The organism is Herbaspirillum camelliae (assembly GCF_001929405.1).
Classification (GTDB): domain Bacteria; phylum Pseudomonadota; class Gammaproteobacteria; order Burkholderiales; family Burkholderiaceae_D; genus Herbaspirillum; species Herbaspirillum seropedicae.
Map to the genome: position 1 here is coordinate 969,692 of NZ_KV880769.1, position 22,154 is coordinate 991,845.

Consider the following 22,154-nt stretch of genomic DNA (forward strand, 5'->3'; position numbering starts at 1 on the left):
TGCTCCCCGCAGTTGCGCTTACAGCACGTAGCGCGACAGGTCTTCGTCCACGGCGAGCTCACCCAGGCGCTCGTTGACGTAATCCGCATCGATCAGCAAGCCCTCCACGCCTGCTTCACCGGCCGTGAAGGAAATCTCTTCCAGCAGTTTTTCCATCACGGTGTAGAGACGGCGCGCGCCGATGTTCTCGGTCTTCTCATTGACCGAGTGCGAGATTTCCGCCAGACGCTTGATGCCGCTGTCGGCAAACTCGATCTTCACGCCTTCAGTGGCCAGCAGCGCTTCATATTGCTTGGTGAGGCAGGCATCGGTGCCGGTGAGGATGCGCTCGAAATCGGCAATGGACAGCGAATCCAGTTCCACGCGGATCGGGAAGCGTCCTTGCAGTTCCGGGATCAGGTCCGAGGGCTTGGACAGGTGGAATGCACCCGAGGCGATGAAGAGGATGTGGTCGGTCTTGATCATGCCGTACTTGGTATTGACGGTCGTGCCTTCCACCAGCGGCAGCAGGTCGCGCTGCACACCGGCGCGCGAGACATCGGCGTTGCCGTTCTGCGAGCGCGTGGCGATCTTGTCGATCTCGTCGAGGAAGACGATGCCGTTCTGCTCCACATTGGCGATGGCCTTCTGCTTGAGTTCTTCCTCGTTGACCAGCTTGGCGGCTTCTTCTTCGATCAAGAGCTTCATGGCTTCCTTGATCTTGATCTTGCGCGCCTTCTTGCGCTGGTTGCCCAGGCCCGAGAACATGGACTTGATCTGCTCGGTCATCTCTTCCATGCCCGGAGGCGCCATGATCTCCATGGAAGGCGCGGCCTCGGCCAGTTCCAGTTCGATCTCGCGGTCATCCAGCGCCCCTTCGCGCAGGCGCTTGCGGAAGGTCTGGCGGGTGGTGTTCTTGTCGTCCTTCTCGCCACTGTTGTTGCTGCCATCGGGCGTGAAACCGAAATCGCGCGCCGGCGGCAACAGCACATCGAGGATGCGGTCTTCGGCGGCGTCTTCGGCGCGGGTGCGCACCTTGCGCGTTTCCAGCTCGCGCGTCTGCTTGATGCCGATATCGACCAGGTCGCGGATGATGGTGTCGACGTCACGGCCCACGTAACCGACTTCGGTGAACTTGGTGGCCTCGATCTTGATGAAGGGTGCATCGGCCAGCTTGGCCAGGCGACGCGCAATCTCGGTCTTGCCCACGCCGGTGGGGCCGATCATCAGGATGTTCTTGGGCGTGATCTCGTGGCGCAGCGGCTCCTCGATCTGCTGACGACGCCAGCGATTACGCAGCGCGATGGACACGGCGCGCTTGGCGCGGGCCTGGCCGACGACGTGCTTGTCGAGTTCGGAGACGATTTCCTTGGGAGTCATATTCATGGTGGTGATCTTTTCGCTGTGACGATTCATCAGGGGAATGGGTGCAAAACCCGCGCCGCGTGGCTTATTCCAGCGTCTCGATGATGTGGTTCAGGTTGGTATAGATGCACAGCTCGCCGGCGATGGTCAGTGATTTCTTGACGATCTCGGCCGGTGACAGTTCGGTATTCTCGTAGAGCGCCTTGGCCGCCGATTGCGCATAGCTGCCGCCGGAACCGATGGCGCCGATGCCGTCATTGGGTTCGAGCACATCGCCATTGCCAGTGATGACCAGCGTAGTTTCCTTGTCGGCGCACAGCAGCATGGCCTCCAGGCGACGCAGCATGCGGTCGGTGCGCCAGTCCTTGGCCAGTTCCACCGAGGCGCGCATGAGATTGCCCTGGTGCTTTTCCAGCTTGGCCTCGAACAGTTCCAACAGGGTGAAGGCGTCCGCCGTGCCGCCGGCGAAACCGACCAGCACCTTGCCGTGGTAGAGCTTGCGCACCTTGCGCGCACTGCCCTTCATGACGATGTTGCCAAGCGTCACCTGGCCGTCGCCGCCCAGTGCGACCTGATTGCCGCGACGGACGGAAAGGATGGTGGTGCCGTGAAATTGTTCCATGCTTGCCTCTGTTCAATATGTGCCTGGGAGCAGCGGAGGGACGTGCCGGATCCGCGTTCCTGTCGAGATGGGGCTGGCTGGCCGGATTGCAAGTCATGCCATCGGGCCGCCGCTCATTGAGGCCGATATTGTACGCCTGCAAGAAAAACAGGCGCCGGGACACGAGGTCCGGGCGCCTGTTGCAGGGGACGGGAAAGCTTAGACGGAAATCGTCATCAGGCTGGCATTGCCGCCCGCTGCCGTGGTGTTGACGCACAACGCACGCTCGGCCAGCAGACGCCACAGCGGAATGGTCGTGTCTTCACCGCACAGGATCAGCGGCACCAGCGCCCCTTCGCGGGCGGCCAGCCGTGCGCGCCAGTCGGCGGCCTGGTGGCTGTCCACCAACGCCGCCTGCAGCGGCTCGGCATCGAGCTGGCTGGCGCGACGGATGGCGGCACGCACCGGCGCAGGCAAGCCTGACGGCAAGAAGGCCGCGCTACGCTCATCGACCAGCACGGTGTTACCGGTGGCAAAGGCCGCCGCCAGCTGGTTCAACAGCGTGCCCACGCTGCCGGCGGCGCACAGCACCAGGCCGCGTGGCGCGAAGCCCAGGGTATTGCGTTCACCGGTAGGACCGGGCAGCACCAGGCTGCGTTGCAGCAGGCTGTCACGATGATAACGCTGGCCGTTGGCGGCCAGGCGCTCATGGCCGTGCGTGCGGGCCCAGTCCAGCAGGCTGTCCAGCAAGGCATTGGGCACGTCGGCGGGTTGTGCGCGGGTCAGCTCTTCATGCAGTTGCGCATGGCGTTGCAGACGCTTCAGATAGAGCGGGCCGCCGGCCTTGGGACCGGTGCCGGACTTGCCTTCGCCGCCGAAGGGCTGCACGCCCACCACGGCGCCGACGATATTGCGATTGACGTAGATGTTGCCCACGTGCGCACGCTGGGCCACGAACTCGATGGTCTCATCGATGCGCGAATGCACGCCCAGGGTGAGGCCATAGCCGGTGGCGTTGATGGCGTCGATCAACTGCGGCAAGGCATCGCGGCGATAGCGCAGCACATGCAGCACCGGGCCGAAGACTTCGCGCTGCAGTTGCGCCAGGTCGTCGATCTCGATGACCGTCGGCGCTACAAAGGTGCCGTGCTGGCATTCTTCGCCCAGCGGCAGCTGGTGCACCGCGCGGGCGCTGGTGCGCATGCGCTCGATGTGGTCCAGCAGGTTCTGCCGAGCCTCGGCATCGATGACCGGGCCGATGTCGATGGAGAGGCGATCAGGACGACCCACGCGCAACTCGGCCATCGCGCCTTTCAACATCGCCAGGGTGCGGTCGGCGATATCTTCCTGCAGGCACAGGATGCGCAGCGCCGAGCACCGTTGTCCGGCGCTGTCGAAGGCCGAGGACAGCACGTCCTGCACCACCTGTTCGGCCAGCGCCGAAGAATCCACGATCAGTGCATTCTGGCCGCCGGTCTCGGCGATCAACGGCACCTCGCCGTGCTCGCCGCTGCCATCGCCATCGTCATGCTGGCGCTGCGCCAGGGTGCGGTTGATCAGTTGCGCCACTTCGGTGGAGCCGGTGAAGATCACGCCCTTGACGCGCACATCCGAAGTCAGCGCCGCGCCGACGGTCTCGCCACGGCCCGGCAGCAATTGCAGGGCCGCGCGCGGCACGCCGGCCTCATGCAGCAATTGCACGGCGCGATGGGCGATCAGTGCGGTCTGCTCGGCCGGCTTGGCCAGCACCACGTTGCCGGCGGCCAGGGCAGCACTGACTTCGCCGATGAAGATGGCCAGCGGGAAATTCCACGGGCTGATGCACACCACCGGCCCCCAGGCCAGCACGTTGCCATCGTGGCGCGAGGCGATGGCGTAGTAGCGCAGGAAATCGACCGCCTCGCGCACTTCGGCAATTGCATTGGGCAGCGACTTGCCGGCTTCGCGCACGGCCAGCGCCATCAGTTCGGCGATATGCGCTTCCAGCAGGTCGGCGGCGCGCTCCAGCATGGCGGCGCGCTCGGCGGCGGGGGTGGATTGCCATTGCGGCGCGTACTCGGTGGCAGCGCGCAGCGCCGTATCGACATCGGCCACGGTGGCTTCGCTCACCTGCCCCACGACTTCGCGATGGTCGGCGGGATTGCGTACAAGTTGTGCAGGCCGCGCTGCAGTGTCAGCGGCCAGCAGCGGTGCGGCCTGCCATTGGCGATCCGCCATGGAGATGAACAGTTGCCCCAATTGCTGCAGGCGATCTTCGTTGGAGAGATCGATGCCGGCCGAATTCTTGCGCTCCTCGCCATAGAGGCGATGCGGCACGGCGATGGCCGGATGCGGCAGGCCACCCTGGGCGCGCACGGTCTCGACAGGGTCGGCCACCAGGCGATCCAGCGGCACGGCCTCATCGACGATCTGGTTGACGAAGGAAGAGTTCGCGCCATTTTCCAGCAGGCGGCGCACCAGGTAGGCCAGCAGGGTCTGGTGCGAACCGACCGGGGCATAGACGCGGCAGGCCTTGCCCAGATTGTCAGGGCCGACCACCTGGTCGTAGAGCGTCTCGCCCATGCCGTGCAGGCACTGGAATTCGTAGTTGTCGATCTGGTGCTGTCGGGCCCAGTGATAGATGGCCGCCAGCGTATGCGCATTGTGCGTGGCGAACTGTGGATAGATCACATCGGTGGCGGCCAGCAGCTTCTGCGCGCAGGTCAGGTAGGACAGGTCGGTATGGACCTTGCGGGTATAGACCGGATAGCCTTCCAGGCCATCGACCTGGGCGCGCTTGATTTCGCTGTCCCAGTAGGCGCCCTTGACCAGGCGGATCATCAGGCGGCGGCCGTTGCGGCGCGCCAGATCGACCAGGTAATCGATGACGAAGGGGCAGCGCTTCTGGTAGCCCTGCACCACGAAGCCCAGGCCTTCGAAGCCGGCCAGGTCGGGATCGGCCACCAGCACTTCCATCATGTCCAGCGACAGCTCCAGGCGGTCCGCTTCTTCGGCATCGATGTTCAGGCCGATATCGTATTGCTTGGCCAGCAGCAGCAACTGCTTCAGGCGCGGCAGCAGTTCGCTCATCACGCGTGCATGCTGGGCGCGCGAATAGCGCGGATGCAGGGCCGAGAGCTTGACCGAAATGCCGGGGCCATCCTTGATGCCGCGTCCATTGGAGGCGCGGCCGATGGCGTGGATGGCGGTCTCGTAGGACTGGTAATAGGCATCGGCGTCGTGCATGGTCAGGGCCGCTTCGCCCAGCATGTCATAGGAATAGCGATAGCCGCGCTTTTCGTTCTCGCGGCTGTTTTCCAGCGCTTCTTCAATGGTCTGGCCGGTCACGAACTGGTTGCCCAGCATGCGCATGGCCAGGTCCACGCCCTTGCGGATGAGTGGCTCGCCGCCCTTGCCGATCAAGCGCGTGATGGCTTGCGTGAGGCCGCTCTCGCTGCTGGTGGAGACCAGCTTGCCGGTGATCAGCAGGCCCCAGGTAGCGGCATTGACGAACAGCGACGGCGATTCGCCGAGGTGCTTGCGCCAGTCGCCCTTGCTGATCTTGTCGGCGATCAGACGGTCGGCGGTCTGGCGGTCGGGGATGCGCAGAAGCGCTTCGGCCAGGCACATCAGCGCCACGCCCTCTTCCGAGGACAGCGAGAATTCATGCATCAGCGCATCCACGCCGGAAGAACGGGTACGCTTCTCGCGCACCTGCTGCACCAGCTTCCTGGCCAGTTGCTGGGTGGCGTCCTTCCAGGGCTGTTCGCCCTGCACCTGCTGCAGCAGCCATTGCACGGCCTCGCGCTCATCGCGGCGATAGGCGGCGGTGATGGCGGCGCGCAGAGGGCTGGGGGTGGGCAGCAGTTCGGCCTGGAAACCGCCGAAGGGGGCCGCGACAGCGGCAGAAGCGACGTGGGTCATGGTCTGGAGCAGGAAAATGGGTGGATTTGGGCAAGCGGATTCTATGTGCTAACAACCAATATTAATTCTGTATTTCATCTATATAACCAATATTAAATTCGGCAATATTAATTTATAACATTTTATATTTTCCACAAGGACACGATGCGGCCAGCTCATCCAGTCCCGGCGCGCCTGGGCGGGCAGTGCAGCGCCGTCGAAAAAAACGCCGCAGACCTTGCGGTTGCGGCGTTGTGCGGCCCGGGCTGCGATACAACTCAGCCTTCACCGAGATAAGCCGCCTTCACCCGCGGATCATCCAGCATCTGCTGCGCCTGCCCCTGCATGGTGATCAGGCCCGACTCCATCACGTAACCGCGATGCGCCGCCTCCAGCGCCAGCTTGGCGTTCTGCTCCACCAGCAGGATGGTGATGCCCTGCGCCGACACATTGCGGATCACCTCGAAGATCTTCTCCACCATGATCGGCGACAAGCCCATCGACGGTTCATCCAGCAACAGCAGCTTGGGATGACTCATCAACGCCCGCGCCATCGCCAACATCTGCTGCTCGCCGCCCGAGAGCGTGCCCGCCATCTGCGCCGCGCGCTCCTTCAGGCGCGGGAAGACCGCGAACCACTTGTCGATATCGGCCGCGATCTGGCCCTTGTCGTCGCTGGTGTAGGCGCCCATCAACAGGTTTTCCTGGATGCTCATGCGCGTGAAGACGCCCCGCCCTTCCGGCACCATCGCCAGCTTGTCCTTGACCAGCTCGAAGGACTTCTTGCCCTTGAGCGCCTGGCCCAGGTACTCGATATGCCCCTCGACGCGGCTGGCCGGCAGCGTACCGGTGATGGCCTTGAGGGTGGTGGTCTTGCCCGCGCCGTTGGCGCCGATCAGCGTGACCAGTTCGCCTTCGTTGACCTCCAGGTCAATCCCCTTGACGGCCTGGATGCCGCCATAGGCCACGCTCAGTTGTTGGACTTTAAGAATGTTCGTTGTCATGTTCTATGCTCTCTCACTGCTTGGAGGCTGTACTGAAATCAATCCACTACCGTTCGTCCTGAGTAGCGGCGCAGCCGCGTATCGAAGGCCCGCAGGAGCATCTTCGATACGCGGCAAAGCCGCTACTCAGTCCGAACGGTGCGTAGCGGTGCAAACAACATCGAAGCCGCCCTCACTTAATGTCCCGCACCCAAATAGGCCTCAATCACCGCCGGATTCTTCTGCACATCGGCCGGCACGCCTTCGGCAATCGGCTTGCCGTAGTCCAGCACCGTGATGCGGTTGCACAGGCCCATCATCAGCTTGACGTCGTGCTCGATGAGCAGGATGGTCTTGCCCTCGGCCTGGATCTTCACCAGCAGCTCGCGCAGGCCCAGCTTCTCGGTGGCGTTCATGCCGGCGGCCGGTTCGTCCAGCGCCAGCAGTTGCGGATCGGTCGCCAAGGCGCGGGCGATCTCCAGGCGGCGCTGGTCGCCATACGACAAGTGCCGCGCCGTGCGCTTGGCGAACTGGCCGATGCCCACGAAGTCCAGCAGCTTCTGCGACTTCTCGCGGATGGCCGCTTCCTCTTCACGGGCGGCCTTGTGGCGGAACACCGCACCGAAGACGTTCTGCTTGGTGCGCACATGGCAGCCCACCATCACGTTTTCCAGCACGGTCATCTCGCCGAACAGGCGGATGTTCTGGAAGGTGCGGGCAATGCCGGCCTTGGCCACTTCATGCGGGGCGCTGGGCGAATAGGGCTTGCCGTCCAGTTCGAAGGTGCCGGTGTCGGGTTGATACAGGCCAGTGATGACGTTGAAGAAGGTGGTCTTGCCCGCGCCATTGGGGCCGATCAGGCCATAGATCTGGCCGCGTTCGATGGTGATGCCCACGCCGTTCAAGGCTTGCAGGCCGCCGAAGCGCTTGCTGACGTCGCGGATCTTGAGCAGTGTCTGGCTCATCTTGTTCTCTCCTGCTTAGGCTTTGACTTCGCCGGTCGTGCCGACTTGGGTATGGTCCGCTTCGGGGCGGTCTTCATGGCGCGGCGAGGGCCACAGGCCGGCCGGGCGGGTCAGCATGATCACCACCATGGCCAGGCCGTAGAGCAGCTGGCGCAGCACTTCGGCATCGATCCAGACCTTCCCGAAGAGGGCCATCTGCACCGGCTCCACCACGTGACGCAGCACTTCCGGCAGCGCCGCCAGGATCACGCCGCCCAGCACCACGCCAGGAATGTGGCCGATGCCGCCCAGCACCACCATGGCCAGCACGGCGATGGATTCGGTCAGCGAGAACGATTCCGGCGAGACGAAGCCCTGGAAGGCGCCGAACATGGCCCCGGCCACGCCGCCAAAGGACGCGCCCATGGCGAAGGCCAGCAGCTTGACGTTGCGGGTGTTGATGCCCATCGCCTTGGCGGCGATCTCGTCTTCGCGAATGGCGACCCAGGCGCGGCCCAGACGCGAATCCTGCAGCCGCACCGAGAAGAAGATCACGCCGATGCACAACAGCAGGAACAGGAAGTAATAGGCGTTGACCGAGGGCATGCTCATGCCGAAGACCTGGACCATCGAGCCCGAGCCGGGCTCACCGGCCAGCGAGACGCCGAACACCTTGATCGGATCGATCAGGTTGATGCCCTGCGGCCCGTTGGTGATGTTGACCGGGGCGTTGAGGTTGTTCATGAAGATGCGGATGATCTCGCCAAAGCCCAGCGTCACGATGGCCAGGTAGTCGCCGCGCAGCTTCAGGGTCGGGGCGCCCAGCAGCGCACCGAAGAGCGCAGCCAGCAAGGCCGAGATCGGCACGATCAGCCACAGCGAGAGGTGGATGCCGTTCTGCACGATCTCCGGGCCGCACAGCCACACCAGGAAGTTGCCGACGCTGGGATAGGTGTTGACGAAGGATTCGATGACCGCCGCAAACTGCGGCGAAGCCAGCAAGCCTGCGGTATACGCGCCGATGGCGTAGAAGGCGATGTAGCCCAGGTCCAACAGGCCAGCAAAGCCCACCACCACGTTCAGGCCCAGGGCCAGCATGATGTAGAGCAGCGCCACGTCCATGATGCGCACCCAGGAATTGCCGAACTGCTGGGCCACGAAGGGAAACACGATCATCAGGGCCAGCAGCAGCAAGAGGCTGGTGCGGGCTTGCTGCGGATTGCGCTTCATGTCGAAAGTTAGGAGAGCCATAGGTCTTCTCTTCTGGTTCTGTAAAGGTGTGGATGACTAAAGGAGTAAGGGGCTCAGGCGCGGTCAGCGACGCGCTCGCCCATGATCCCGGAGGGGCGCAGGGTCAGCACGATGATGAGCACGATGAAGGCAAAGATGTCCTGGTAGTTGCTGCCCAGGAAGTTGCCGGTGAGGTCACCGATATAACCCGCGCCCAGGCTTTCGATCAGGCCCAGCAGGATGCCGCCCAGCATGGCGCCGTAGATGTTGCCGATGCCGCCCAGCACGGCGGCTGAGAAGGCCTTCAGGCCCGGTACGAAGCCCATGGCGAATTGCGCGGTGGAATAGTTGGCCGCCCACATGACCCCGGCAATGGCCGCCAGGCCCGCGCCGATGGCGAAGGTGACGACGATGACCTTGTTGGCGTCCACGCCCATCAAGCCGGCGATGCGTGGGTTCTCGGCGGTGGCGCGCATGGCGCGGCCCATCTTGGTCTTTTCCACGATCAGCACCAGGCCCACCATGGCCAGCACGGCCAGCGCCAGCAGCATGATCTGCGTGGGCGAAATGAGGGCGCCGGCGATATGCACCGGGTCCGACGGCATGACCTGCGGGAACGGCAAGGGGCTGCGGCCCCAGATCATCATGGCCAAGGTCTGCAACAGGATGGACACGCCGATGGCCGTGATCAGCGGGGCCAGGCGCGGGGCATTGCGCAGGGGCCGGTAGGCGATGCGTTCGATGAGCAGGCTCACCACGATGCACACCGGAATGGCGCCGACGATGGCGATGACCAGTTGCACGATGCCCGGCAGGCCAGGCGCCACCTGCTGCACCACTTTGAGCAGCGACAGGCCGACCATCGCACCCACCATCAGGATGTCGCCGTGGGCGAAGTTGATCAGGTTCAGCACCCCATACACCATGGTGTAGCCCAGGGCGATCAGTGCGTACATGCTGCCTAGCACCAATCCGTTGATGATCTGCTGGATGAAAATGTCCATGAAGCGGTGTCTCCTGTGGGACGGTGATTTATAAGAAAAAGCAAAAAGCAAAAAGCAAAAAACAAAAGCAAGAAGAGCAGAAAGAAGAAAACCGGCGGATAAAAAAAGAGCGCGATCTCTCGCGCATCCGGCTTGGTATTACAGGCCCAGCGTCGCTCGCATCACGCGGGCAGCGGCCAGGTCCCAGGCGGCCTGGCCGACGGTCTTGAAGACCGGCAGCGCAGCGCCGCTGGCCAGGGTGGCCGCGGGCGGGCGGCCGGCTACCACATCGGCGATGGCCACCACGCTGGACCAGTCCACGCCAGCCTGGATCAGGTCCCCTGCTTCATGGTGCGCACCGGCGAGGTTATCGACCACGATGCGGCGCGCATGCAGCAGGCTGGCGGGAAATTCCACCATGTCCGGCTTGAAGGCGCCCACGCCGATGGCCAGCGTATCGGCCGCGATTTTTTCGGGGATGACGGCGCTGCGCGAGGTGGTCAGAGCAATCACCACATCGGTATGCGGCAGATCCTGTTGCAGCATCTGCGCCGGCAGCGGACTGGCCACGGCCTGCGGATGGCGTTCGCTCAAGGCGCGGCAGAAGGCCTGGGTGCGAGGAAGATCGCGTGCGGCGATCCAGAACTGGTGCACGCCGAAGAACTCCACCAGCGCATCGGCATGCGCGGCTGACTGCACACCGGTGCCGATCAGCAGCGCCGATTGCGGCTTGCGCGGCAACAGCGTGCGAATGCCCAGCATGCTCATGGCGGCAGTGCGGCGAGCGGTGACGGTGGGGCCATCCATCAGGGCCAGGCGGCGACCGGTCTGCGTCTCGAAGGCAATCACCTCGCCCTGGATGGCGGGCAGCTGGTGGCGCGCGTTATCGGCATGCACCGTGATGAGCTTGGTCACGGACAGGTCATCGGCAATGGCGGGCATGCCCAGCAGCACGCTGGCGGCATCGATGGGAAGCACCTGGCGCTCGGGGGCGCGGATGCGGCCATCGGCCAGTTCCTGCGTGGCGCGCGCCAGCGCATCGACAAGGGCGGCGTAAGGCAGGGCCTGGGCGGTCTGGCGGGGATCGAGGATATGCATGCGTGGTCCTTTAGGTCAGCGGTCAGCGCAGGAAGAAACCGGTCGGGAAAGGATCGGATTGTTCCAGCACCCACTGGTTGGTGCTCATGATGTGAGCGTAACCGCTGACCTCGGTGAGCGCGCCCTCGAAGGGGCCGACCTGGGTGGCGGCGGTCACGCGCACGCCGAAGTTGCTGCCGACGATGCTGCCATTGACGTAGGGCTGGTTCAGCGCCAGCTGGCCGCGCAGGAACAGCTGGGCGGCGCGGCCCGAGGTGCCGGTGCCGGTGGGTGAGCGGTCCACTTCGCGGTCGGCGAAGATGCAGACATTGGACTGGTCGGCGCCGGGGAAATTGGGTTCGCTGTCGATGATGGTGCCGTACAGCGTGTTCAGGCCCGGCTCCAGCGGATGGGCGATGGCGACCTTGGCCATGACGGCGGCCTTGGTTTCGGCCCCCAGCTGGATCAGCTGGCGCACCAGTTCGGGCTTGACGGTCAGGCCGGCCTGGGTGGCGTTGATGTAGTAGTAGAAGGCGCCGCCAAAGACGATGTCGCCGGTGATCTTGCCAAACCCGGGCGTATCGACTTCGACGTCGCGGCGATAGATGAAGGCCGGCACATTGTTGAAGCTGACCTTGCCGGCGCGCTCGCCATCCCACTCGACGAAGGCCTCGATGAAGCCGGCCGGAGCGTCGAAGCAGATGCGCGTCTGCGGCGAGGTGCGCTCGACATAGCCCATCTCCACCAGCACCTTGCCCAGGGCGATGATGCCGTGGCCGCACATGTCGCTGTAGCCTTCGTTGTGGATGAAGATGACGCCGAAATCGGCGCCTGCCGTGACCGGCGGCAACAGGTAGGCGCCATACATGTCGGCATGGCCGCGCGGTTCGTTCATGAGGAAGCAGCGCAGGTCGTCGCGATGTGCGCGCAGCCAGGCGCGCTGCTCGAGGATGGTGCCGGGCGGGATCTTGGGCAGGCCCGACACCACGATGCGCAGCGGTTCGCCGCCGGTGTGGGCATCGATGGTCTGGACGGTGCGGGTATAGCTGAGCATGGACTTCCTTACGGTACGGCACGGTACAGCGCGGGCCGGCAAAGCGGGAAACACAGGGTACACCACGGCCACGCAGCGCGCGCGAAAGTTGCAGCCAGCCGCTCCCCTGCGGCCAGGCCGCAGGGAAGGGCTTGCAAAGCGATCGTGAAACGAGGTGGGGAGGCCAGCGCACACCCGCCGGTTGGCGGCAAGCGTGCGCTTCAGGCCCGATGCGCAGGCGCGAGCAGCGATCAGTAGCTGGTCAGCGGCACCGGCAGGCCATCCTTGAAGCGATAGACGGTGACGGGCGATTGCTTCAGGTCGTGGTTGGCGTCGAAGTCATACTGGCCGGCCACGCCCTTGTAGCTGATCTTGGCCAGGGCCGGGCCGAACTGCTTGGGGTCGACCGAGTTGGCCTGCTTCATGGCCTGGGCGATGAGCATCATGCCGTCGTAGAAGGAGACGGCATAGGTCTCGGCGGGACGGTTGTATTTCTTCTGGTATTCGTCGGCGAAGACCTTGCCTTCCTTGGCCTTGTCCAGCATGGTGCCGCCCTGGGTGCAGTAGACCGATTCGCCGATGGCGTCGCCACCGAGGCGGCCCATTTCCGGCGAGCAGATGCCGTCGCCGCCCATGAGCGGCACATCCACGCCCAGCTGCTTCATCTGGCGCTTGATCGGGCCGCCTTGCGGAGCGTAGCCGCCCAGGAACACGGCGTCGGGCTTCTTGCCCTTGATCGAGGTCAGGATGGCGGTGAAGTCGGTGGCCTTGTCGTTGGTGAAGTCGGTGCTGACCACGTCGATGCCGTTGGCCTTGGCGACCTTGATGAATTCCTGCGCCAGGCCCTGGCCGTAGGCGGTGCGGTCATCGATCACGGCCACGCGCTTGAACTTCAGTTCCTTGGCGGCGTACAGGGCCATCTTGCCGCCCAGTTGGCTGTCGCTGGCGGCCACGCGGAACAGGGTGGCGAAGCCCTGCTGGGTGATCTTGGGGTTGGAGGCCACGGTGGCTACCACGATGCCGGCATCGTTGTAGACGCGCGAAGCGGGGATGGTCACGCCCGAGTTGTAGGGGCCGACGATGGCCTTGACGCCCTGGTCCGCCAGCTTCTGGGCCACGCCCACGCCCGACTTCGGATCGGCCTGGTCGTCTTCGGCGATGACGTCGAACTTGATCTTCTTGCCGCCCACGGTAATGGGTTGCGCATTCAGACGCTCGATGGCCATCATCAGGCCGCCCTGGTTATCCTTGCCGGCCGAGGCCTGGGGGCCGGTCAGCGGGCTGGAGAAACCGATCTTGACGACCTGGGTCTCCTGCGCCATGGCGAAGGCGGGGATCAGGGCCAGCGAGGCGGCGATGATGTTGAGTCCGGAGACGCGCTTGAACATGGGGTGTTTCCTCTCTTCTAGAAAGTCAGACTGCGGTTGGGTGATTGCATTGAAAACGCTGAAAAGCAGGATTTGCGCCACCCTGCATTCCTTGTGAGAGGCAGGGCATGGCAAAACAACATTAGCCAACAGAATAGCCGGTGTTACTGCTGTCATCCGTGCAGCGGCGCTCGATTGAGCCCGCTGCCCGCATTACGTTATGTTTTTTATGAGGGAGGATTCTATTGACTCTTCCTTGATATTAGGCGCGTTTATTGCCTTTATAATCAGAATAAAATTCTCTAAATATTTTTTTCACTGAATAAAGTTCAGAAACCATGGCCGGACTCGACAAAATCAGCAAGAAAATTCTGGCGGAGCTGCAAAACGATGGCCGCATCAGCAACGTCGATCTGGCCGCACGGGTGAACCTGTCGCCGGCAGCCTGCCTGGAACGGGTGCGCAAGCTTCAGGAGGCCGGCTACATCCTGGGCTATGCGGCGCAACTCAATCCCGAACTGCTGGACGTATCGCTGCTGGTCTTCATCGAAGTGGTGCTGGACCGCACCACGCCGGACGTCTTCGCCGAATTCAAGAAGAGCGTGCAGAGCATTCCCGAGATCATGGAATGCCACATGGTGGCCGGCGGCTTCGATTACCTGGTCAAGTCGCGGGTCAAGGACATGAACGCCTATCGTGAATTCCTGGGCAAGTCGCTGCTGCAACTGAAGGGCGTGCGCGAGACCCATACCTATGCGGTGATGGAAGAGGTGAAGAACACCATCCGCCTGCCGATCCGCTAGCGCCGCCACCTATCGTTTCTCTTCTATTGCCGCTCTTCGCCTGCTGCACGCGCCTGGCGGCGGTATGCCCCCGGCCCCATGCCGCTGTATTTGCGGAAGACCCGATTGAAGGCCGCCTCCGACTGATATCCCACAGCTTCGCCGATCTGCGCCGTGGCTTGTTTGCTGTAGCTCAACAAGCGCGCGGCCTGGGCCATGCGCAATTGCAGCAGCACCTGGGCGGGCGTGCTGGCGCCGACTTCTGCGAAGCGCCGGATGAAGGTCGCCCGCGACATATGGCACAAGGCCGCCAGACGCGGCAGTGACCAGTCTTCGGCGGGCGCCTCCAGCATCGCCTGCATGGCCTTGTGCAGCAGCGGGTGCGCGAGCAGGGCCAGCAAACCCGGCGTGGGTCCGGACTGGGCCAGCCAGGCGCGCACGGCCAGTCCGAATAGCGCCGCCGCCAGACTGGCCACCACGGCCTGGGCGCCGGGCCGGGCCTCGATACCATCGATACCCTCACTGCCGCCGCATTCGTCGCGCAACAGCGTAGCCAGGGTGCGCAAGCCATGGCCCTCGGGCAGCTCGGCCCCGCGTATCCAGAGCAGGTCGGGCAAGGCCTGCATCAGGGCGTGGGAGTGCGGTGCATCGAAAGTGAATTGCCCACAGAGGAAATCGGACAAGGCAGGTCCGCCCTCTCCTGCTTGCCCGTTGACATGCAAGGCCACGGGCGCGGTCGTGCTGGCCACCCGCACCGCCGCAGCCTGCGCCGCCGGGGCGGTGAACAGGCCATGCGCCGCACCCCGCACCAGCACGACCAGGTCGCCGGCCTGCAGCGCCAGCGGCTCGCCATCGCCCCATTGCAGCTGCGCCTGCCCCGCCAGGATGAAATGGTAGGGCGCGATCCCCTGCGGCTGGGCGACATGCTGCAGATGCCAGGGCTGGCCGAAGCGACAGCGTATATCCAGCGCGGCGCGCACCGGGTGCAGGAACAGCAGGTGACTGAGGGCATCCATGCTCAGGGCTCACGGGACAGGATTGGAATTTTTGAGCAATTTTATGTCATTTCTGAGCATTCATCGTTTCCTTCTCCGGGACTACAGTACATCCATGCGCAACACGGTCAGGAAGGCAATCCCGCCCCACCGCCCTGCGTCCACCCGTTCAAGGAGAACACCATGTCCCGTCTCACCATTGCCCCTCTCAGCGAAGCCAGCGGCCAGGCCGCCCAACTGTTTGCCGCCATCAAGTCGGCCGTCGGCATGGTCCCCAATGCCTATGCGGGCATTGGCACGCTCAGCCCGGTCGCGCTGGAGTCTGCGCTGCACCTGGATGGCGCCCTGCGCAAGAGCAGCCTGTCAGCCAAGGAAATCGAGGCCGTCAAGCTGGCCGTAAGCCAGCAGGCCGGATGCGACTACTGCCTGGCCGCCCACACACTCATGGGCAGGAAGGCCGGGCTGGACGCCCAGGCGATCCAGGGTGTGCGTCACGGCCAGCCCTCCGGGGACGACAGGCTCGACGTGCTGGCGGACTTCGTACGTGGGCTGGCCGGCACCAGCGGCACCGTGGCAGCTTCCGTGGTCGAGCGCGTGCGCGCAGTCTACAGCGATACCCAGATCGTCGATATCCTGCTGGCGGTGACGGCCATCACCTTCACCAACCTGTTCAACCGCGTCAACGATACCGTGCTGGACTTCCCGCCCGCCCCGTAATGGCGTCATGACGCCCTGCCCTAGCGGCAGCGCGAAAAAAAAGCCCGGCGCCCCCTTGCGGAGGAGCCGGGCAAAACCGTGCTGGAGCGAGGTGCAGGCTCCCTCCAGCACTGGGGGGCCGGTCAGAAACTGGTGCGCACACCCACGATGAAATTGCGCCCGCCCAGCGGCACGGTTTCGCGCAGCACCGAGGTGGACAGGCGGATGTCCTGGTTCAACAGGTTGCGCGCCAGCGCGAACCAGGTCAGCTTCACGCCATTGAGCTTCTGGGTGTAGGACAGGTTGGCATCGACCTGGGTATAGGACGGCGTGGCATAGGTCTCGAAGGACGCCAGCCGGTCCTGCCGCTGCGCCCGCAGCACCTTCATGCCGCTGGCCCAGGGGCCGGTCTTGTAGCCCAGTTCGACGCCATAGCGGGTGGCTGGCTGCAGGGGGATGTTGCCCAGGTTGTCCAGGGTGCCGCGAGAGGTATCGGCAAACAGGCGGCCCGACATGCCTTCGCCGTTCCAGTTGTAGCTGACCTCGGCTTCCGCACCACGGATGGTGGCGTCGGCCTGCGACCAGAAGCGCTGGGTGAATTCACCATTCGGATCGGCCGCGCCGCTGTCATCGACCTGGCCATTGGTGCGGCCGTAGATGTAGTTGTTGACCTTGTTGCGGAACAGGTTGCCCTTCCAGCGCACCAGGCCTTCGGTCTTCTGCAGGCTCAGTTCGATGTTGTGGGAGGTTTCCTTCTTCAGCTGGCTGCTGCCGATGTCGAAGGTGGAAGTCGATTCATGTGGACCATTGGAATACAGCTCCTCCACCGTCGGCGCACGCTGCGCCAGCGAGTAGGTCAGGCCCAGGCCATAGCCGGGCTGGAAGGTCCACAGCGCGCCGGTGGACCAGGACAGGAGGTTGAAGTCGCGTCCCTGCCTGCCAGCATCCGGACGGCGGCTCACGCTCTCGCCGCGCAGGCCAGCACTAGCCAGCACCTGGCCGAACTGACGCTCTTCCACGAGGAAGCCGGCAAACGAGGTCGAGCGGGTCGGCGGGGTCAGCTCTGCTGCGCCGGTGGCAGCCGACAGGGCCGAGTAGTTACCCTGCTCGGTCTGCACGCCGAAGGTGCCATGCCATCCTGCCAGGGGCGCATGCGTCAGCTCCCAGCGAGTCTGCACGGCGCGATTGGAAAACACGGTATCGGGCGTGCCGTCGCGCTTCTTTTCGATGTGGGTGTAGTCGGTGTAACCCAGGCGGACGCGCAGTTTCTCGATGCCGACGAAGGGCTGGTTGACCACCGTATCGATGTCGTAGCGATTCTGGTGCAGGTCGATGAAGGATAGTTCGCTGGTGGGGATGCCATAGTGATCGTCCAACGTAGCAGCGGAGACGCCTACATAACCCCAGTTGGTCACATAGGACGCGCCCAGGCCGACGCTGGATTCATGCGTAAACGAATTGGGCAAGCGACCCGAGGCCGTGCTGCCGTCGCCCTGGCGGGCATTGCCGGGGATCTTGTAGTCGCTGGTATCGCGATAGTTGCCATCCAGGTGCAGGCCGATCTGGCCGGCCGAGGTGTCCAGCGAGAAGGAAGTATTCTTTTCGCCATCGACCGTGCCGTAGCGGCCTTCGACGGTACCGGTGGGCTTGCCCACCAGCTCGGTGGGGATACGGTCATTGACCACGTTGACCAGGCCGCCGATGGCGCCCGATCCATAGAGCAGCGCCGCCGGACCGCGCAGGATCTCGATCTGGCGGGCGGTCGCCGCTTCGGTGGCAACTGCGTGGTCATTGGAGACGGTGGAGACGTCAGAGACACCCATGCCGTTCTGCAGGATCATCACGCGCGGACCTTCCATGCCACGGATGATGGGACGCGACGCAACCGCGCCAAAGGCCGAGGCCGACACGCCCAGTTCGGAGGACAGCGTCTCGCCCAGCGAGTTGCCCAGCTTGTTGCGCAGCTCGTCGCCGGCAATGACCTTGGCCGGGGTGAGGACCTGGACATCTTCCTGCGATCCGAAGGGGGTGGCGGTAACGACGATGGGTTGCAGCGCCGGCTGGGCGGCCGCGGGAGCAGCAGGAGTGACCGAAACAGCAGGGTCAATAGGTGCAGCGGGCGCAGCGGTCTGGGCCGAGACCGCCAGCGACCAGGTAGCCAGTGCGGAGAGGACCGCAGTGGCGATGAGTTGGCGTTGGATTGCCATGTGAATTCCTTGTTGTGCAGAGGCGCAGCCCGTCATGTGAGGGTGGGACAGGCGGCGCGGATACACCGGCCGTCAACACGCGCCCGGGCCGCGCTGCCTGCGGTCGACAAGACCAGGTCAGCGGCGGCCGGATGCGCGCGGGACAACCGGCAACCAGTCAGAAGCTAGCAGGGGGGAGGAATTCAGCGCGGCGGCGCGCGCGAGGAGAAATGGCAGTTGAGCGGCGGATCCCAGGAGGCGAAGGCCTGCCAGAGAGCCAGTACCCGCACCGGCGGCATCAGGGGCAGCGGCGGGAAATCGAAGTGCGCGCCGGCCGACAGGGCGGCGGCATCGTAGGAAACGCAGGAGTGATGCGAGTGGTCGGCGTGGACGTGGGCGGGGTCCTCGCCCTGCTGCTGTCCACCATGCACATGCGCAGAGGCGGCATGGTCGTCGCCCTCGCCCTCATCAAAGAGCGCATCGCTGATGAGCGAATGCACGGTCCCCGGCGCCCAGCCGGCGTGGGCGATGCCGTGCACGAAACCCAGCATCTGCGCCAGCAGCAGCGACATCGCCAGGATGGCGACGAGAGCTGGAGTATGCAGACAACGCAGGCGGTGCAGAGGAGTCATGGCCGGTGTAGGGCTCGCAGGATGGCAGGGATTAGACAAGGCGCCAATGGCGCAGGCCCGGATCGACGGGGTCAGTCAGCCAGCACCGGCAGGCATTGCCGGCGCCGCACCTGGCCGCCACGCGGCACAGGCTTCATCCTGCAGTGGCGGGATCAGTCGCCGTAGAGCTTTTGCTTCAGTTCGCGGCGTTGCTGCGCTTCCAGCGACAGGGTCGCGGTCGGGCGCGCCAGCAGACGCGGGATGCCGATCGGTTCACCGGTCTCTTCGCACCAGCCGTACTCACCGTTGTCGATGGCCACGATGGACTGCTGCACCTTCTTGAGCAGCTTGCGTTCGCGGTCACGGGTGCGCAGTTCGAGGGCATGTTCTTCCTCGATGGTGGCGCGGTCGGCCGGGTCCGGCACCAGCACGGTTTCGCGCAGGTGTTCGGTGGTCTCATCCGCGTTCTTGAGCAGATCCTTTTCCAGTTGCTGGAGACGGGCCTTGAAGAAAGCGAGCTGCGCTTCGTTCATGTAGTCCTTCTCGTCCATCTTGAGGATTTCTTCCTCGGTCAACAACTGCGCTGCAGGGGTAGTTTTGGGAGTTTTGGTTGCCACTTCGCTTACTTTCAATACTACGGGTTTTTCAACTATATCCATTATCCCGGCTCATGCTTGGCTGCCGGAACAGGTCGCTTGTGAATCCACTTCCCTAGCCGCGTTGGCACCTCTTCGATTGGCGTTCACGCCGTCCCCCGGCCCGATGGGTTCCCTCCTGGCGGGCCGCGACTTGCCGATAGCGTACGCTTTTTCGCGGTCAAGGATTGTACACCAACGATTCCGGATGCCAAGCCCCGGGCTCAAGGGCCGGCACACGGCCGGCTGCGGGCTGGAAAACCGTTTCATGGAGCGGTTCACGACGTCCCCGGTTGCGGGCAAATGCAGGGCGGGCTGATCGCGCTTATGAATTGTCGTCGTTCCGAACATCAGCCTGGCTCGATGTGCATGCTATTTGCATTGCAACATCCAAGCGTGTTTATACCAGAAGAACGGGGGCAGATGGAAGCGGAAGGGTTGCCAGTATGGCAAGTATGGACTGTCAGGCGTGGCGCTGCGCACACACCGGGCACTGCATGTCGCGGCCCACGGTAATCGAAGTCCACTCCATCTCGCGCGCATCGAGGATGAGCAGGCGTCCGGCCAGCGAACGACCGACCCCGGCCAGGAGCTTGATCGCCTCGGCCGCCTGCATGGTGCCGATGATGCCCACCAGGGGGGAAAACACGCCCATGGTGGAGCACTGCACCTCCTCGAACTCGCGCTCGGGCGGGAACAGGCAGGCATAGCAGGGACTGGCGTGCTGGCGCGGGTCGAACACGCTGACCTGGCCATCGAAGCGGATCGCCGCGCCCGAGACCAGCGGCACGCCAGCGGCCACGCAGGCGCGGTTGACGGCATGGCGGGTGGCGAAGTTGTCACTGCAGTCCAGCACCACGTCGGCCTGGGCGACCAGCGCCCGCAGCCGCTCTGCGTCCACGCGCTCGGCCAGGGCGGTGACCTGCACGCCGGGATTGATCTGCTCCAGCGCCTGGCGCCCCGATTCCACCTTGGGCTGGCCGACCCGGGCCGTGGTGTGCATGATCTGGCGCTGCAGGTTGGTCAGGTCCACCGTGTCGTGGTCCACCAGAGTGATGCGGCCCACCCCGGCGGAGGCCAGGTACATGGCCGCCGGCGAACCCAGGCCGCCAGCGCCGATCACCAGCGCATGTCCTTGCAGCAGCCGGGTCTGTCCGTCGATGTCGATCTCGTCGAGCAGGATGTGGCGCGAGTAGCGCAGCAGCTGTTGATCATCCATCGTCGTGAGCCTCGTTCCCGTGAAAATGACAAAGGGCCGCTGGCAAGTGCTAGCGGCCCGATGTGCCTGCCCGCGAGGGCGGCGGATTACTTGGTGGTGTCGATCTTCTCGGCCGGCGCCTTGTTGTCGCGGCGCTCGTCCTTCACCGGGGTGTCGTTCTTGCCTTCTTCGTTGCGCACTTCCGGCTTGGCGTTGGAGACCTTGACCGGCAGACCCTTCAACTGGTTCAGGGCCTGCATCAGCTGGAAGTCATCCTTGCTGCCGAAGTCCAGCGGCTTGCGCTTCTTCTCGGCGGCGATCAGGCGTTCTTCCGCCTGTTCATCCATCGACTTGGCCTTGACCTCGGCGGACTTGTCGGTGTCGTTGGTGAGGTGCTTGGACAGATCGGCTTCACGCAGACGCAGGCCGTTCAAGCCATCGCCATCGGGGTATTCATCCACCATGATGTCCGGCACGATGCCGCGCGCCTGGATGGAACGGCCCTTGGGCGTGTAATAGCGGGCGGTGGTCAGCTTGACGGCGGTGTTCTTCTCCGGCGGCAAGGCGATCACCGACTGCACCGAACCCTTGCCGAAGGATTGGGTGCCCATGATGGTGGCGCGCTTGTAATCCTGCAGGGCGCCGGCCACGATTTCGGAGGCCGACGCCGAGCCGCTGTTGATCAGGACCACCATCGGCACCTTCTTGATGGCGTCCGGCAGGCGCGACAGCGGGTCCGACAGCGGGTTGGACGCGTAGTACTCGCGCTTGGCGTAGAAAGTCTGCTTGGAGCTGGGCAACTGGCCATTGGTGGACACCACCACCGAATCTTTGGGCAGGAAGGCCGCGGCCACGCCGATGGCGCCCGGCAGCACGCCGCCCGGGTCATTGCGCAGGTCCAGCACGATGCCCTTCAGGTTGGGTTCCTGGGCGTAGATGGCGGCCAGCTTCTTGGACATGTCGTCCACTGTCGGTTCCTGGAACTGGGTCACGCGCAGCCAGGCGTAGCCAGGTTCGACCACCTTGGACTTGACGCTCTGCACGCGGATCTCCTGACGGGTGATGGTCAGGATGATGGGCTTGTCTTCGTCCTTGCGGGCGATGGTCAGGGTGATCTTGGTATTGGGTTCGCCGCGCATCTTCTTGACGGCTTCATCCAGGGTCAGGCCCTTGACCGGGGTGCTGTCTAAGCGGGTGATCAGGTCACCGGCCTTGATCCCGGCGCGGAAGGCCGGCGAATCCTCGATGGGCGAGATGACCTTGACGTAGCCATCTTCCATGCCGACCTCAATGCCCAGGCCGACGAACTTGCCCATGGTGCCTTCGCGCAGTTCCTTGTAGGCCTTCTTGTCCAGATAGGCGGAGTGCGGGTCGAGCGAGGCGACCATGCCGGAGATGGCTTCGGTCAACAGCTTCTTGTCATCGACCTGCTCGACATAGTCTGACTTGATGAGGCCGAACACGTCGGCCATCTGGCGCAGCTCCTCCAGGGGCAGCGACGCCGTTGCATTCTTTTGCGCGATGGCGTCGAACTGAATCATCGCAGTGGCGCCTGCCACCATGCCCAAACCGATCAAACCGATATTCTTGAGTTTGCTGCCCATGTG

Annotated in this window: 18 protein-coding genes; 2 read left to right on the forward strand and 16 right to left on the reverse strand. The window is 64.1% G+C overall.

The genetic code is table 11. The features are described 5' to 3' along the window. Positions 1–18: 18 nt before the first annotated feature. The 10 genes from hslU to BGK68_RS04445 all read right to left on the reverse strand — a co-directional run bounded on the left by hslU (position 19) and on the right by BGK68_RS04445 (position 13,465). The gene (hslU, locus tag BGK68_RS04395; protein ID WP_069375407.1) at positions 19–1,365 is read right to left on the reverse strand and encodes an ATP-dependent protease ATPase subunit HslU; all 1,347 of its coding nucleotides are present in this window, start codon (positions 1,363–1,365) and stop codon (positions 19–21) included. 64 nt (positions 1,366–1,429) lie between these two features. Beyond that, positions 1,430–1,966, reverse strand: coding sequence for an ATP-dependent protease subunit HslV (gene hslV, locus BGK68_RS04400; RefSeq protein WP_013232230.1), 537 nt, complete (start codon positions 1,964–1,966; stop codon positions 1,430–1,432). 198 nt (positions 1,967–2,164) lie between these two features. Then, positions 2,165–5,848, reverse strand: a complete 3,684-nt coding sequence (putA, locus tag BGK68_RS04410; protein WP_075256095.1) for a trifunctional transcriptional regulator/proline dehydrogenase/L-glutamate gamma-semialdehyde dehydrogenase — start codon at positions 5,846–5,848, stop codon at positions 2,165–2,167. Positions 5,849–6,105: 257 nt separating this feature from the next. After that, the gene (locus BGK68_RS04415) at positions 6,106–6,831 is read right to left on the reverse strand and encodes an ABC transporter ATP-binding protein (RefSeq protein ID WP_075256096.1); all 726 of its coding nucleotides are present in this window, start codon (positions 6,829–6,831) and stop codon (positions 6,106–6,108) included. A 176-nt stretch (positions 6,832–7,007) separates the two neighbouring features. Next, on the reverse strand, positions 7,008–7,775 hold the full coding sequence (locus BGK68_RS04420) for an ABC transporter ATP-binding protein (protein ID WP_013233215.1): 768 nt from the start codon (positions 7,773–7,775) through the stop codon (positions 7,008–7,010). 15 nt (positions 7,776–7,790) lie between these two features. Further along, complete coding sequence (locus BGK68_RS04425; RefSeq protein ID WP_075256097.1) at positions 7,791–9,005, reverse strand: ABC transporter permease subunit; 1,215 nt, start codon at positions 9,003–9,005, stop codon at positions 7,791–7,793. A gap of 53 nt (positions 9,006–9,058) precedes the next feature. Then, a complete protein-coding gene (locus BGK68_RS04430) occupies positions 9,059–9,988 on the reverse strand; it encodes a branched-chain amino acid ABC transporter permease (RefSeq protein ID WP_013232225.1) in 930 nt (309 codons plus the stop codon). Positions 9,989–10,126: 138 nt separating this feature from the next. After that, on the reverse strand, positions 10,127–11,065 hold the full coding sequence (locus tag BGK68_RS04435; protein ID WP_075256098.1) for a delta(1)-pyrroline-2-carboxylate reductase family protein: 939 nt from the start codon (positions 11,063–11,065) through the stop codon (positions 10,127–10,129). Positions 11,066–11,087: 22 nt separating this feature from the next. After that, positions 11,088–12,098, reverse strand: a complete 1,011-nt coding sequence (gene lhpH / locus BGK68_RS04440) for a trans-3-hydroxy-L-proline dehydratase (RefSeq protein ID WP_075256099.1) — start codon at positions 12,096–12,098, stop codon at positions 11,088–11,090. A gap of 230 nt (positions 12,099–12,328) precedes the next feature. After that, positions 12,329–13,465, reverse strand: a complete 1,137-nt coding sequence (locus BGK68_RS04445; RefSeq protein ID WP_075256100.1) for a branched-chain amino acid ABC transporter substrate-binding protein — start codon at positions 13,463–13,465, stop codon at positions 12,329–12,331. A 317-nt stretch (positions 13,466–13,782) separates the two neighbouring features. Here BGK68_RS04445 and BGK68_RS04455 point away from each other — a divergent pair, with 317 nt between their 5' ends. Further along, positions 13,783–14,247, forward strand: a complete 465-nt coding sequence (locus BGK68_RS04455) for an Lrp/AsnC ligand binding domain-containing protein (RefSeq protein WP_008334229.1) — start codon at positions 13,783–13,785, stop codon at positions 14,245–14,247. A 23-nt stretch (positions 14,248–14,270) separates the two neighbouring features. On the opposite strand, the gene BGK68_RS04460 is transcribed toward BGK68_RS04455, so the two are convergent. Next, positions 14,271–15,242: an AraC family transcriptional regulator gene (locus BGK68_RS04460; RefSeq protein WP_075256101.1), complete on the reverse strand. Its 972-nt coding sequence runs from the start codon at positions 15,240–15,242 to the stop codon at positions 14,271–14,273. 162 nt (positions 15,243–15,404) lie between these two features. Between BGK68_RS04460 and BGK68_RS04465 the strand changes: the two genes are divergently transcribed. Then, positions 15,405–15,938 (forward strand): carboxymuconolactone decarboxylase family protein, encoded by a 534-nt coding sequence (locus tag BGK68_RS04465; RefSeq protein WP_075256102.1) that lies wholly within the window; start codon positions 15,405–15,407, stop codon positions 15,936–15,938. Between the two features lie 122 nt (positions 15,939–16,060). On the opposite strand, the gene BGK68_RS04470 is transcribed toward BGK68_RS04465, so the two are convergent. From BGK68_RS04470 to BGK68_RS04490, 5 genes are all read right to left on the reverse strand, one after another. Then, on the reverse strand, positions 16,061–18,124 hold the full coding sequence (locus BGK68_RS04470) for a TonB-dependent receptor (protein WP_075256103.1): 2,064 nt from the start codon (positions 18,122–18,124) through the stop codon (positions 16,061–16,063). Between the two features lie 182 nt (positions 18,125–18,306). Further along, complete coding sequence (locus tag BGK68_RS04475) at positions 18,307–18,735, reverse strand: hypothetical protein (protein ID WP_198937159.1); 429 nt, start codon at positions 18,733–18,735, stop codon at positions 18,307–18,309. 152 nt (positions 18,736–18,887) lie between these two features. Continuing rightward, complete coding sequence (gene dksA / locus BGK68_RS04480; protein WP_013232217.1) at positions 18,888–19,373, reverse strand: RNA polymerase-binding protein DksA; 486 nt, start codon at positions 19,371–19,373, stop codon at positions 18,888–18,890. A gap of 439 nt (positions 19,374–19,812) precedes the next feature. Next, positions 19,813–20,568, reverse strand: a complete 756-nt coding sequence (locus BGK68_RS04485) for a HesA/MoeB/ThiF family protein (RefSeq protein ID WP_075256104.1) — start codon at positions 20,566–20,568, stop codon at positions 19,813–19,815. Positions 20,569–20,654: 86 nt separating this feature from the next. Beyond that, a complete protein-coding gene (locus BGK68_RS04490) occupies positions 20,655–22,151 on the reverse strand; it encodes a S41 family peptidase (protein WP_075256105.1) in 1,497 nt (498 codons plus the stop codon). Positions 22,152–22,154: the final 3 nt, after the last annotated feature.